Source organism: Herbidospora cretacea (assembly GCF_001570605.1).
Classification (GTDB): Bacteria; Actinomycetota; Actinomycetes; order Streptosporangiales; family Streptosporangiaceae; genus Herbidospora; species Herbidospora cretacea.
Window position 1 is genome coordinate 38,909 of sequence record NZ_BBXG01000005.1, and the last position, 12,309, is coordinate 51,217.

Sequence of the window (12,309 nt, forward strand, 5' to 3'; positions counted from 1 at the left end):
GACCGACCGAGGAGAACCATGACGCCCGTACGCTTCCCGCGCGACTTCGTCTGGGGGGCGGCGACCTCCGCCTTCCAGGTCGAGGGGGCCACCAAGGAAGACGGCAGGGGGGTGTCGGTGTGGGACACCTTCGCCGCCACCCCCGGCAAGGTCCACGGCGGGGACACCGGCGACCCGGGCGCCGACCAGTACCACCGCTACGAGCAGGACATCCGGCTCATGCGCGACCTCGGCCTGGAGAGCTACCGCTTCTCCGTCGCCTGGCCGCGCATCCAGCCCACCGGCACCGGCCGCCCGAACCTGAAGGGCCTGGACTTCTACAAGCGCCTGGTCGACGGCCTGGTCGGCGCCGGGATCCGCCCGATGGTGACCCTCTTCCACTGGGACCTGCCGCAGGCCCTGCAGGACGAGGGCGGCTGGGAGAACCGCGACACGGCCCACCGTTTCGCCGAGTACGCCGAGATCATGTTCGACGCCCTGCACGTCCGCGACTGGCTCACCATCAACGAGCCGAAGACCGTCGTCGACTGCGGCTACCGCACCGGCATCCACGCCCCCGGCGTCAGCGACGACGACCGCGCCCTGGTGGCCTGCCACCACCTGCTGCTGGCCCACGGCCTGGCCGCGCGGGTGCTGCACGACTCCCACCCCGGCCGCCGGATCGGCCCCGCGCTGAACCTCCACCCGACCTACCCGGCCGACGACTCGCCCGAGGCCAAGGAGGCCGCCCGCCTCCAGGACGCCCGCGAGAACCGCCTCTACCTGGAGCCCGTCTTCAACGGGACCTACCCGGAGGAGGCCATGACCCGCCATGACATGATCATGGACGGAGACATGGACGTCATCAGCGAGAAGGTCGACGTGCTCGGCGTGCAGTACTACACCCCGCTTTTCATGGACGCCGACCAGCGGCGCGTCGTCCGCCACCCGGTCAGGGTGGCGAACTGGCTGGAGGACTACCCCGACGGCCTGCACGACATCCTGATGCGCGTCACCCGCGACCACCCGGGCGTGCCGATCGTCATCACCGAGAACGGCCTGGCGACCGACGACTCGGTGGCCGAGGACGGCGGCGTCCACGACGACGACCGCGTGAGTTATCTACGCGGCCACATCGGCGCCATGCACCGCGCGATGAAAGCGGGTGCGAAGGTCGAGGGATATCACGTGTGGTCGCTCCTCGACAATTTCGAATGGGCCGAAGGCTATTCCCAGCGTTTCGGCGTCGTGCACGTCGACTACGAAACGCAGAAGCGAACTCCGAAGGACAGCGCGCTGTGGTACCGGGACCTTATCGAAACCGGCGAACTGCGTTGACCTGGCATTTGTTCGTTGACTCATCCACCCATAGAACACTAGGTTGTGGGAGCGCTCCCACTCGGGCGGCCAGGAGGCTGCCGAGCTGGGCCTGTGACATGGCGCATACCCTTGACCCTGTATCTCGGAGAAAGGACACCCCCCGTGCCCCAGTACACCCTCCTCGGCGGAGGTTACCGCGCGGAGCTCACCGAACTCGGCGGGGCCGTGTCGGCCCTGACGCACGGAGGACGTGACCTGATCCCGAGCCGTCCCGTCGACGGGCCGATCGAGTTCTACAACGGCACGGTGCTGGCCCCCTGGCCCAACCGGGTCGTCGGGGCGCGTTACGTGTTCGCCGACGAGTGCTTCGAGCTGCCCGTCAACGAGCCCGACCGGGGCCACGCCCTCCACGGCTTCGTGTCCGACGCCCATTGGTCGTGCGTGGAGTTCACCGCGATCGAGGACCACCGGTCGTCGGCCGTGATGACCTACACGCTGGAGCCGCACCAGGGCTACCCCTACCGGCTGGCGCTGACCACCACCTACGTCCTCGACGAGTCGGGCCTGAAGACGACGCTGAAGGCCGAGAACATCGGCGACGCCCCGGCCCCCTACGGCTGCGGCCCCCACCCGTGGCTGCTGGCCGGTCCCGACGTGACCGAATACACCCTGTCGCTCCCGGCCGGGAAGGTCTTCCTGACCGACGAGCTGCTCGCCCCCACCGACCTGGTCCCGGTCGACGGCACCGAGTTCGACTTCCGCGTCCCCCACCCCCTCGGCACGGTGTCCATCGACCACGCCTACACCGGCCTGACCGAGGGCCGTGTCGTGGTCTCCGGTCCGGGCGGCGGCGTGGCCGTGACGTGGGACCACGAGGCCCTCCCGTGGGTGCAGGTCTGCAACGGCGTCGGCCTGGGCTACCAGGGCGTGGCGGTCGAGCCGATGACCTGCCCGCCCGACGCCTTCAACAGCGGCACCGACCTGATCGTCCTCAAGCCCGGCGACACGCACGAGGCGAGCTGGACCCTCTCGGCGGCCTGACCCATGGACAGCAGAACGAAGCGGTCGCTGACGGCCGCCGAACTCGACGCGCTCGTGATCGGCGCCGTGGGAGCCGGCGTCGTCTCGGCCGAGGAACTGCCCGACGGCTTCGCCAACGCCGTGTGGCGGGTGGCCCTCGACGACGAGTCGCAGGTGGTGGTCAAGGTCGGGCCTCCCCCGGACCTCCCGCTGCTCACCTACGAGCGGGATCTCCTCCGGACCGAGGCCATGGTCTACCACCTGGCCCAGGGCACCGGCCTCCCGCTGGCCGACCTCCTGCACGCCGGCTTCGACGACCCCCAGATCGGCGGCGACTGGCTCATCCTGTCGACGCTGCGGGGAACACCGTGGAACCGGGCGGCGCCCGACCCCGCGCGGGACCAGGCGCTCCGCCGCGAGGTGGGCTCCCACCTGGCGACCCTCCACCGGATCCCCGGTTCGGGCGTCTTCGGCTACCCCTACGCGGGGCTGACCGGGGCGACCTGGCGCGAGGCGTTCCTCAAGATGGTCGGGGCGGTCCTCGACGACGCGGTCAAGTGGGAGACGCGGCTGCCCGCCACCATCCTCGACCTGGTCGGCGCCTTCCATCGCAACGCGGCGGCCCTCGACGACGTGCACACGCCGGCGCTGGTCCACTTCGACGTCTGGCCGGGGAACGTGTTCCTGAACCCCGACGGGACGATCGAGGCGCTGATCGACCACGAGCGCGCCTTCTGGGGCGACCCGCTCGCCGACTTCGTCACCCCGACGATCTTCGGCGACCTCAGCGGCGACGACCCCATGCTGGCGGGCTACCAGGAGTCCGGCGGCCGGGCGGGCTTCACCCCGACCTCGCGGATCCGCTTCGCCATGTACCAGGCCTACCTCTACCTGATCCTGCTGGTGGAGGACGGGCCGAGGCAGTATCCCGAGGCCGACTACGCCCGCATCCGCAACGGCGCGACCGACGGCCTGCTGCGGGCGCTCGGCGTCCTCACGCACGGTTGAGCCCGGGGGGCGGCGCGCACGCGCCGCCCCTTCGGCGTCAGGCCGTGACCTTCGCGAGCATGATCGGGTCGGTGGTCGGCTGCTGCGAGCCTCCGGCCGGTTCCACCGTCACGCCGACGTGGTCGGTCCCCTCGGGCAGGCCCACGGTCGCCGTCCGGACGCCGCCGCCGTCCATCGTGCCGGCCGACCTGACCCGCTCGCCGCCGATGACCCACATCTGGTAGGTCTTCGACGGGTCGAGCGCGGGCAGGTCGGAGGTGAACATGACCTTCCCGTACGCCGCGGACGCCACCACCGTCGCGGTCCCGCCGCCGACCATCTTGACCTTGCGGACCACCGCGTCGGGGGCCGCCAGCAGGCTCTGCGTCTCCTGGATCGAGGCGTCCCTGGCCCGGATCTCGTTGACCGCGACGACCCCGGCCGACACCGCCGCCACGGCGGCGACGGCGGCCAGCGCCAGCGCCCACCGGCCCCTCCCGCGCCGCAGCGGCACGACGACCTCGGGCTCCGCCGGTTCCCCGGCCACGACCGGCGGTTCCTGCCGGACCTCGGCGATCTGGGCCATGACCCGCGCCTTCAGCGCTCTGGGAGGCGCCTCGGCGACCGCGACCCCGAGCCGGGCGGCGGTCTCCCGCAGGCCCCTGACCTCGATCGCGCAGGTCTCACAGCGGGACAGGTGGCCCTCGAACTCGCCCAGCTCGCGCAGCGGCAGGGCGTTCAGGGCGTAGGCCCCGGACAGGGTGTGGATCTCCTCGTTCACCTCTCCACCCCCATGCAGTCCCGCAGTCGTACCAGCCCGTCGCGCATCCGCGTCTTGACGGTCCCCAACGGGACCTTCAAGAGGCCGGCCACCTCCGGATAGGAGTAGCCGCCGTAGTAGGCCATCGTCACGGCCTGCCGCTGGAGCTCGGTCAGGCCGTCGAGGCAGCGGCGCACCCGCTCGCCCTCCAGCCGGGTGGTCACGGTCTCGGCCACGTGGTCGTAGGCGACGTCGGCGCCCATCTGGGCGACCCGGTTCTCCCGGTCGGACGACGCCTGCGCCGACCTCACCCGGTCGACCGCGCGCCGGTGGGCCACGGTCATCACCCAGGACATCGCGCCGCCGCGCGCGGGGTCGAAGCGGGCGGCCGTCCGCCACACCTCCACCATCACCTCCTGGGCGACCTCCTCGGCCTGGGCGCGGTCACGGACGACCCGCCGGATCAGCCCGAACACGGAGGCGATCAATTTATCGTACAGACGCTCGAAAGCCGTCTCGTCGCCTCGGGCGACCAGCACCAGCAGCTCGTCGAGCTCGGGGCCGCGGCCCGTGACGCTTATCGGCACGACATCGTTCACGAACCCCATTCGCCGCCGCCTGCCCCGTGGATTGCCCGGGTAGGAAGGAATCATGGAAACCATCATGGAAACCACCGTGGTGATCGCGGGCGGCGGGCCCGCGGGGGCGATGCTCGGGCTGCTGCTGGCGCGGGCGGGGATCGACTTGGTGCTGCTGGAGAAGCACGCCGACTTCTTCCGGGACTTCCGGGGCGACACGATCCACCCCTCGACGATCCAGGTCCTCGACGAACTGGACCTGCTCGACGACTTCAACGCCATCCCCCATCGCGAGTTCGCCTCCTTCGGCCTCTACACGGGCGAGGAGGTCGTCCCGCTGGCCGACTTCCGGGGGCTGCCCGGCAGGTTCCGGCGGCTGGCGATGGTGCCCCAGTGGGACTTCCTGAAGCTGATCACCGACGCGGCCGGGAAACACCCGAACTTCCGGATGATGATGGAGACCAGGGCCGTCGGCGTGATCCGCGAGGGCGACGCCGTGCGCGGGGTGCGGGCCGAGTCGGACGGGAGGGTCACGGAGATCCGGGCCGCCCTCACCGTCGCGGCCGACGGGCGGCAGAGCGATCTCCGCGCCGCCGTCGGGCTGAAGCCGGTCGACATCGGCGCGCCGATGGACGTGCTGTGGTTCCGGCTGCCCCGGCACGACGGGCACCCCGACGACGTCTTCCTGCGGCCGGGCCGGGGGACCGCGCTGGTGTCGATCAACCGGGGCGACTACTGGCAGATGGCCTACCTGATCCCCAAGGGCGGCTACGACGGCCTCCGGGCGCGCGGGATCGACGCCTTCCGGACCGGCATCACCGGCCTGCTCCCCTATCTCGACCCCTCCGGGCTCACCTTCGACGACGTCCGGCTCCTCACCGTGATCGTCGACCGGCTGCCGAAGTGGCACCTGCCGGGGCTGCTGGTCATCGGCGACGCCGCCCACGCCATGTCGCCGATCGGCGGGGTCGGGATCAACCTGGCGATCCAGGACGCCATCGCGGCGGCCAACCTGGTCACCGGGCCGCTCCAGCGGGCGCAGGCCAACCGGCGACCGGTGCTGGACCCCGTGCCGGGTTCTCTCCTGGCGAAACTGCGCCGCCGCCGCTGGTATCCGACGGCCGCCACCCAGGCCGTCCAGGTGCAGATCCAGAACCGGATCATCGCCCGCGTCCTCGCGGGCGACGCGGACGCGGGCGCCATCCTCGCCGCCGCGCGGAGGATCCCGCCGCCCGTGCGCCATCTCATGGGCCGCGCCATCGGGCTGGGTTTCCTGCCCGAGCACGTACGCTCATCTCACTGAATGGACATGGCAGGCCGGTTTTCGGGACAAGGAACGATAACCTCTAATGTCGTGAGCGCTCTCAACCTCGACACCTGGCGTGACCTGCCCGCCGCCCAGCAGCCCGAGTGGCCTGACCGCGGCGCGCTCGACGATGTCGTCACCGAGTTGCGCGGGTTGCCGCCGCTGGTCTTCGCCGGAGAGTGCGACCGGCTGAAAGACGAGCTGGCGGCCGTCGCGCGCGGCGAGGCGTTCGTCCTGCAGGGCGGTGACTGCGCCGAGACGTTCGCCGGCGCCACCGCCGACAACGTCCGCAACAAGATCAAGACGCTGCTCCAGATGGCGATCGTGCTGACCTACGCCGGCCGCGTGCCGGTGGTCAAGATCGGCCGGCTGGCCGGCCAGTTCGCCAAGCCGCGGTCGAAGAACACCGAGACCCGCGACGGCGTGGAGCTGCCCGCCTACCGGGGCGACATGGTCAACGGGTTCGAGTTCACCGAGGCGTCGCGGGTGCCCGACCCGGGCCGCCTGCTGCGGGCCTACCACTCCTCGGCCGTGACGCTGAACCTGGGCCGCGCCTTCACCAAGGGCGGCTACGCCGACCTGCGCCAGGTCCACGCCTGGAACCAGGACTTCGTGGCCGGTTCGCCGGCCGGTCAGCGCTACGAGCGGCTGGCCCGGGAGATCGACCAGGCGCTGGCGTTCATGACCGCCTGCGGCGCGGAGCCCGCGGAGTTCCACACGGTCGAGTTCTACTCCTCCCACGAGGCGCTGATCCTCGACTACGACCACGCGATGACCCGCATCGACAGCCGCACGGGCCTGCCCTACGACGTGTCGGCCCACATGGTCTGGATCGGCGAGCGCACCCGCCAGCTCGACCACGCCCACGTCGAGTTCTTCAGCAAGATCCGCAACCCGATCGGGGTCAAGCTGGGCCCGACCACCACCGCCGACGAGGCGCTGACGCTGGTCGAGAAGCTCAACCCGTCCAACGAGCCGGGCCGGCTGACCTTCATCAGCCGCATGGGCGCGGGCAAGGTCCGCGACGCCCTGCCGCCGCTGGTGGAGAAGGTGACCGCGAGCGGCGCCGTGGTGACCTGGATCTGCGACCCGATGCACGGCAACACGTTCGAGGCGAGCGGCGGCTTCAAGACCCGGCGGCTCGACGACGTCCTCGACGAGGTGACCGGCTTCTTCGAGGTCCACCGCGCGCTGGGCACCCACCCGGGCGGCATCCACATCGAGTTCACCGGCGACGACGTGACCGAGTGTGTCGGCGGCGGCCACCAGATCCTCGAAGAGGACCTGGCGCTGCGCTACGAGACGGCGTGCGACCCGCGCCTGAACCGGTCGCAGTCGCTCGACCTGGCCTTCCGCGTGGCCGAGCTCTACCGGGGCGACTGACCCCGGGAACGCGAAAGGCCCCCGGTTCGGGGGCCTTTTCCGTCCGGCCGGGCTAGTTCTTCTTCATCTCCGCGCTGATCTCGGCCCGGATCGCGTCCATGTCGAGGGCGCGCACCTGGGTGATCAGGTCGTCGAGCGCGGGGGCCGGGAGGGCGCCGGGCTGGGCGAAGACCACGATGCCGTCACGGATGGCCATGATGGTCGGGATCGCCGTGATGTCGAAGCCCTGGGCCAGCGCGGGCTGGGCCTCAGTGTCGATCTTGCCGAACTTGATGTCCTCGTGCTTGCCCGAGGCCTTCTCGAAGATCGGGCCGAACGACTTGCAGGGGCCGCACCACTCCGCCCAGAAGTCGAGCAACACGATGCCGTCGTCGGCGATCTCGTTGAAGTTGCTCTCGGTTACCTCGATGGTCGCCACTCGCGACTCCTTTCCTCATGGGGATGCAACCCGTCCGGGCCGCCCCGCATTCCAAGCCCTATCACGCCGGTCAGGTTGCCCGGCCGACGCCGGGGGTACGTCCCGCGTCCCACCCCTGCCCCGAAGAAGCGAGGAGACCACCATGATCCCCGGTTGTGGCTCGTGCAACTGCACCGACGAGATCCTCAGCACGCTGCGCCCTCCGCGCATCACCCAGCTCGGCGACGAATGAGATGCGGCCCCGGGAGTCCTTCCCGGGGCCGTCGCATTTCCGGGTGTGGCACCGTGGCCACATTTGCCAGGACACCGCGAAACCGCCGGAAAGAAATCGCGTCGATTCCCTTTCGCGGGTAAGTCTTTGACATGAGGCAACTCCTTTCCTGGAGCACCTGCGCCACGAGCGCCGACTGCGTAGGGGTGTCGCGGCAGCCGCACAACCGCTGCCTGACCCACATGGAAGCCGATGAACTCGACGCCCATCTCGCCACGCTGAGGCCGGGGCAGTGCCTCGACCTGCGCGGCACGACCCTGCCCCCCGGGCTGCTCGACCAGATCCTGGCCGCGATGGAGAACGTCGTGGGCCGGGCCCGTTTCGACCGGGCCACGTTCTCCTCCCCCGCCCGCTTCGGCGACGTCACCTTCCATGGCGACGCGTCGTTCGACGACGCGCGATTCGAGGCGCTCGCGTCATTCTTCGGCACCCGATTCAGGGGAAATGTCTCATTTCAGGGCGTGCGTTTCAGCCGGGAGATTTCTCTGTACGGCTCCCGCGTCCGCGGCCACCTCTCGATGGACGAGGCCAGCGTCTCCAGTGACGCCCTTTTCGGCGAGGCCTGTTTCGGCTCCGCGTCGTTCCGGGGGGCCGAGTTCCACGGGTTCAGCTCCTTCGACCAGGCCAGGTTCCAGGGCGACGCGACGTTCCGGGGGGCCCGGTTCTCCCGGCCGGTGTCGTTCCTGAAGACCGCGTTCGAGGGCGCGGCAGGGTTCCAGTCGGTCAGGTTCGGGGCGAAGGCGTTCCTGGCCCCCGCCGTGGTCGGGCGCGCCCTGGCGCTGAACCAGGCCAGGGCCACCGGCCCGGTGGAGCTCCACGTGTCGGGCTGCCCGGTCGACCTGTCCGAGGCTCGGGTGCTCGGCCGCCTGACCGTGCGGGCGGGCGACGCCGACCTCGATCTCACCGGCCTGACCAGCCGGGGCCGGTCGAAGGTCAGCCGCAGGGGCGGCCCGGTCAGGGTCCTGTCGATGACCGGCCTCGACGCCGACGAGCTGACCGTCGAGGGCGCCGACCTGACCCGCTGCCACCTGCCCGGTGTGGTCGGCGCCGAGCGGCTGCGGCTGCGCGACTGCGTGTTCGCGGCCAGTCCGGGGGGCCGGCGGCAGCTGCGGTTCAGCTGGCCGCCGTTCCGGCGGACGTTCCTCAGCCGGCTGACCTGGGTGGCGCTGCTGGGGCTGGTGGCGGTGGCGGCGGTGCTGTGGTCGTCCACGCCGCAGCAGCAGAACCGGCACCCCCGCCCCGCCGTCACGCAGGGCGGGACCTGGGCCCATTCGTCCGGGACCGATCAGGGATCGCCCTGATGTGAGGCCCCCGGGTCCCCGCATAGCCTGTCGGACGACCATGGACACCGCATTCGACACGGCCGCCGTCGACGACTACGTCGCCCGGCTGGCCAAGACGCTCCGGGGGCCCCGGCAGGCCAAGCGCGACCTCCTCGCCGAGGCCCGCGACGGCCTGTTCGACGCGGCCGAGGCCTACGCCGCCGACGGCCTGTCTCCCGGCGAGGCCCAGGCCAGGGCGGTCGCCGACTTCGGCCCGGTCGCCGAGGTGGCGCCGGAGTTCCAGGAGGAGCTGACCGCCGCCCAGGTCCGCCACACGGCCCTGCTGCTCTTCCTGGGCACCCCCGTGCTCGCGCTCATGTGGACGTTCCTGTGGCAGGTCTTCCCGGCGGGGCCCTCCTACGCGATGCGGCCGGCCTGGTTCGACGTGGTGGCCAAGACGGTCGACGTCCTGCAGCTGCTCACCGGCCTGGCCGGGGGCCTGGCGCTCTGGCGGCTGCGGCGGACCCGGCGGGCGCGGCGGATGGCGCGGCTGCTCGGGTTCCTGGTGTGGTGGCAGCTGCCGATGATGGCGGTGCTCTGCACGGCCCTGACGAACACGGCCAACGTGCTGACCGCGTTCGCCGACTACCCGCCGGGGATGGTGGCGACCTGGCTCAGCCTGACGTTCTGGGGCTGGAAGCTGTGGAGCGCGGCGCGCTGCCTGACGACGACGGGGACGCCTCAGGTCTGAGGGTCGAGCACCTTGCCGATCACGCGCGTGAAGCTGGTCCAGGCGGTGCGCTCCCCCGCGAGCTCGGCCCGGCCCGCGTCGGTCAGCCGGTAGGTCCTTCTCTTGCGGCCCCCGACGGTGGCCCACTCGCTGGCGAGGAAACCGGCCCGCTCCAAGCGGCGCAACGCTGGGTAAACAGTCCCTGTCGGAACGTCAAGAGCGCCGCCCGAACGCTCGCGCAAGGCTTCGATGATCGCGTAGCCGTGGAGGGGCTCGTGCTCCACCACGGACAGCAGGAGGGCGTCCATATGCCCACGGAGCGCGTCGGGGTTCACGTGTTCACCTTAACCGGGTGTGGCATGTAGCCAGTCTACATGTAGGCTCTCTATATGTAGCCAGACATAAGGAGCCTTCCATGGACGTCCTCGACCTGGCCCGGTTGCAGTTCGCGGTGACGGGGAGCCTGCATTTCCTGTTCGTCGTGCTCACACTGGGCCTGGCCCCCCTTGTGGCGATCATGCACACCCGATTCGCCCGCACCGGCAGCACCCTCGACGAGCGCCTGACGCGCTTCTGGGGGCAGATCTACGTGACCAACTACGCGCTCGGCATCGTCACCGGCATCGTGATGGAGTTCCAGTTCGGGCTGAGCTGGAGCGGCCTGACCCACTACGCCGGAGACGTCTTCGGCGCGCCGCTGGCGCTGGAGACGCTGATCGCGTTCTTCCTCGAGTCCACGTTCCTCGGCCTGTGGATCTTCGGCTGGCACCGCCTGCCCAAGTGGCTCCACGTCGCGACGATCTGGATGGTCACGCTCACCGCCTACGCGTCCGCCTTCTGGATCATGGTGGCGAACTCGTTCCTCCAGCACCCCGCCGGTGCGGTCGGCGACGGGAACGTGCTGCGCCTCGACGACTTCGGCGCGCTGCTGACCAACCCGTCGCTGTCGATGGCGCTGCCCCACGTGCTGTCGGCCGGGCTGACCGTGGGCGGGTTCGTGGTGATGAGCGTGAGCGCCTACCACCTGTTCCGCAAGACCCCCGACCAGGCGCTCTTCAGCCGCTCGATGCGGATGGGCATCTGGACCGCGTTCGTCGGCACGATGGCGGTGGTCGGTTTCGGGTTCGCCCAGTTCGGCCCGGTGTCCGGCGTCCAGCCCGACAAGTTCACCGACAAGCCGCTGGCGGGTGCGGCGCTCGGCTTCATGATCATGATCGGGCACCTGCTCCAGCTCGCCGCGCTCCTCCTGGTCATCGTGGTGAAGTGGGCGCCGCGCTGGCGGGCGCTGCACCCGCTGATCATCGCGCTCACGCCGCTGCCCTTCCTCGCCGCCGTCCTCGGCTGGATCGCCCGGGAGGCGGGCCGCCAGCCGTGGATGATCTGGGACCGCCTGAAGGTCGCCGACGCCATCACCCCCGGGCTGACCAGCGGCCAGATCACCCTCTCCTTCGTCGGGTTCGTGGGGGTGCTGTCGCTGCTGGCGGTCGCCGACTACCTGCTGATCGTGCGGATCGTCCGGCGGGGGCCCCACGAGATCGCGCTGGGAGAACGTCCGGCGCCCGAACCCGTCCTGACGTACTAGGAGCGCCCGATGGACATCCTCTGGTTCGCCGTCCTGTCGCTGCTGCTGGCCGGCTACTTCGCCCTGGAGGGCTTCGACCTCGGTGTCGGCCTGCTGCTGCCGGTCACCCCCGACCGGGAGCGGGCGATCGGCGCCATCGGCCCGTTCGTGCTGGCCAACGAGGTGTGGCTGATCGCCTTCGCCGGGGTGCTGTTCGGCGCGTTCCCGGCGCTGGAGACCGTCCTGAGCGCCAACTACGCCGCCGTGGTGCTGCTGCTGGTCTCGTGGGTGCTCCGCGACGCGGGCCTGTGGTTCCGCCGCCGCCTCGCCGTCCCCGCCCTCTGGGAGTACGCGATCGCGCTCGGCTCCCTCGGCGTCTGCCTGGCCTGGGGTCTCATCCTGGCCGGCCTGGCCCACTTCCCCGCCGTCGTCGGTCTCCTGTACGGCCTGCTCATCGCCGCCCTGTTCGTGATCCACGGCCGCAGGTTCCTCGCCTGGCGGCTGACCGGAGGGGGATCGCTGCTGGTCACGGGGGCGCTGGCGGCCGTACCCGCGCTGGTGCCGCTGGTCGGCATGGCGGCGGAGGTGGTCGGCAACGCGGCCCCGTCCGAGAACCTGACCATGCTGACGTTTATGGTGTTGCCGTTCGTCCCGGTCATGGCCGGGGCGCAGATCTGGGTGTGGCGGGCCTTCGCGAAGGGCCCCCTCATCACCTACTTCTGACCGGGGGGCTG

13 protein-coding genes are annotated in these 12,309 nt (G+C 70.8%); 9 read left to right on the forward strand and 4 right to left on the reverse strand.

Features of this window, described 5'->3' with window-relative positions:
- Positions 1-18 precede the first annotated feature (18 nt).
- From AW270_RS11240 to AW270_RS11250, 3 genes are all read left to right on the forward strand, one after another.
- Positions 19-1,317, forward strand: a complete 1,299-nt coding sequence (locus tag AW270_RS11240; RefSeq protein WP_082801477.1) for a GH1 family beta-glucosidase — start codon at positions 19-21, stop codon at positions 1,315-1,317.
- 144 nt (positions 1,318-1,461) lie between these two features.
- Entirely contained in the window at positions 1,462-2,340 is an 879-nt protein-coding gene (locus tag AW270_RS11245) for an aldose 1-epimerase family protein (RefSeq protein ID WP_061293650.1), read from the forward strand.
- 3 nt (positions 2,341-2,343) lie between these two features.
- The gene (locus AW270_RS11250; protein WP_061293652.1) at positions 2,344-3,327 is read left to right on the forward strand and encodes a phosphotransferase family protein; all 984 of its coding nucleotides are present in this window, start codon (positions 2,344-2,346) and stop codon (positions 3,325-3,327) included.
- A 37-nt stretch (positions 3,328-3,364) separates the two neighbouring features.
- Here AW270_RS11250 and AW270_RS11255 read toward each other — a convergent pair whose 3' ends face one another.
- Together AW270_RS11255 and AW270_RS11260 are read right to left on the reverse strand one after the other, a co-directional pair.
- Entirely contained in the window at positions 3,365-4,087 is a 723-nt protein-coding gene (locus tag AW270_RS11255) for an anti-sigma factor (RefSeq protein WP_061293654.1), read from the reverse strand.
- The gene (locus AW270_RS11260; RefSeq protein WP_061293656.1) at positions 4,084-4,674 is read right to left on the reverse strand and encodes a sigma-70 family RNA polymerase sigma factor; all 591 of its coding nucleotides are present in this window, start codon (positions 4,672-4,674) and stop codon (positions 4,084-4,086) included. Before AW270_RS11260 ends, AW270_RS11255 begins: the two co-directional genes overlap by 4 nt.
- Positions 4,675-4,729: 55 nt before the next feature.
- Between AW270_RS11260 and AW270_RS11265 the strand changes: the two genes are divergently transcribed.
- Together AW270_RS11265 and AW270_RS11270 are read left to right on the forward strand one after the other, a co-directional pair.
- On the forward strand, positions 4,730-5,947 hold the full coding sequence (locus AW270_RS11265; protein WP_245674669.1) for an FAD-dependent oxidoreductase: 1,218 nt from the start codon (positions 4,730-4,732) through the stop codon (positions 5,945-5,947).
- A gap of 51 nt (positions 5,948-5,998) precedes the next feature.
- The gene (locus AW270_RS11270) at positions 5,999-7,333 is read left to right on the forward strand and encodes a class II 3-deoxy-7-phosphoheptulonate synthase (protein WP_439649048.1); all 1,335 of its coding nucleotides are present in this window, start codon (positions 5,999-6,001) and stop codon (positions 7,331-7,333) included.
- A 52-nt stretch (positions 7,334-7,385) separates the two neighbouring features.
- Here the strand turns inward: AW270_RS11270 and AW270_RS11275 are convergent, their stop codons facing one another.
- Positions 7,386-7,751, reverse strand: a complete 366-nt coding sequence (locus AW270_RS11275) for a thioredoxin family protein (RefSeq protein ID WP_061293660.1) — start codon at positions 7,749-7,751, stop codon at positions 7,386-7,388.
- 363 nt (positions 7,752-8,114) lie between these two features.
- On the opposite strand from AW270_RS11275, the gene AW270_RS11280 reads away from it, so the two are divergent.
- Positions 8,115-9,323, forward strand: a complete 1,209-nt coding sequence (locus tag AW270_RS11280) for a pentapeptide repeat-containing protein (protein ID WP_082801478.1) — start codon at positions 8,115-8,117, stop codon at positions 9,321-9,323.
- A 40-nt stretch (positions 9,324-9,363) separates the two neighbouring features.
- The gene (locus tag AW270_RS39835) at positions 9,364-10,035 is read left to right on the forward strand and encodes a permease prefix domain 1-containing protein (RefSeq protein ID WP_063819174.1); all 672 of its coding nucleotides are present in this window, start codon (positions 9,364-9,366) and stop codon (positions 10,033-10,035) included.
- Here the strand turns inward: AW270_RS39835 and AW270_RS11290 are convergent.
- On the reverse strand, positions 10,026-10,349 hold the full coding sequence (locus AW270_RS11290; protein ID WP_082801479.1) for a PadR family transcriptional regulator: 324 nt from the start codon (positions 10,347-10,349) through the stop codon (positions 10,026-10,028). The two genes, AW270_RS39835 and AW270_RS11290, sit on opposite strands and share 10 nt — an antisense overlap.
- Before the next feature lie 80 nt (positions 10,350-10,429).
- Here AW270_RS11290 and AW270_RS11295 point away from each other — a divergent pair, with 80 nt between their 5' ends.
- Positions 10,430-11,596 carry a cytochrome ubiquinol oxidase subunit I gene (locus AW270_RS11295; RefSeq protein WP_061293667.1) on the forward strand — a complete coding sequence of 389 codons (1,167 nt, stop codon included), beginning with the start codon at positions 10,430-10,432 and terminating at the stop codon, positions 11,594-11,596.
- 9 nt (positions 11,597-11,605) lie between these two features.
- Entirely contained in the window at positions 11,606-12,298 is a 693-nt protein-coding gene (locus AW270_RS11300) for a cytochrome d ubiquinol oxidase subunit II (RefSeq protein ID WP_061293669.1), read from the forward strand.
- Positions 12,299-12,309: the final 11 nt, after the last annotated feature.

What these genes read in the sequence shown, in the direction of transcription:
- AW270_RS11240 (WP_082801477.1), top strand. Translation starts at nt 19, where the DNA reads ATGACGCCCGTACGCTTCCCGCGCGACTTCGTCTGGGGGGCGGCGACC.
- AW270_RS11250 (WP_061293652.1), top strand. Translation starts at nt 2,344, where the DNA reads ATGGACAGCAGAACGAAGCGGTCGCTGACGGCCGCCGAACTCGACGCG.
- AW270_RS11260 (WP_061293656.1), bottom strand. Translation starts at nt 4,674, where the DNA reads ATGGGGTTCGTGAACGATGTCGTGCCGATAAGCGTCACGGGCCGCGGC.
- AW270_RS11265 (WP_245674669.1), top strand. Translation starts at nt 4,730, where the DNA reads ATGGAAACCACCGTGGTGATCGCGGGCGGCGGGCCCGCGGGGGCGATG.
- AW270_RS11280 (WP_082801478.1), top strand. Translation starts at nt 8,115, where the DNA reads ATGAGGCAACTCCTTTCCTGGAGCACCTGCGCCACGAGCGCCGACTGC.
- AW270_RS39835 (WP_063819174.1), top strand. Translation starts at nt 9,364, where the DNA reads ATGGACACCGCATTCGACACGGCCGCCGTCGACGACTACGTCGCCCGG.
- AW270_RS11295 (WP_061293667.1), top strand. Translation starts at nt 10,430, where the DNA reads ATGGACGTCCTCGACCTGGCCCGGTTGCAGTTCGCGGTGACGGGGAGC.
- AW270_RS11300 (WP_061293669.1), top strand. Translation starts at nt 11,606, where the DNA reads ATGGACATCCTCTGGTTCGCCGTCCTGTCGCTGCTGCTGGCCGGCTAC.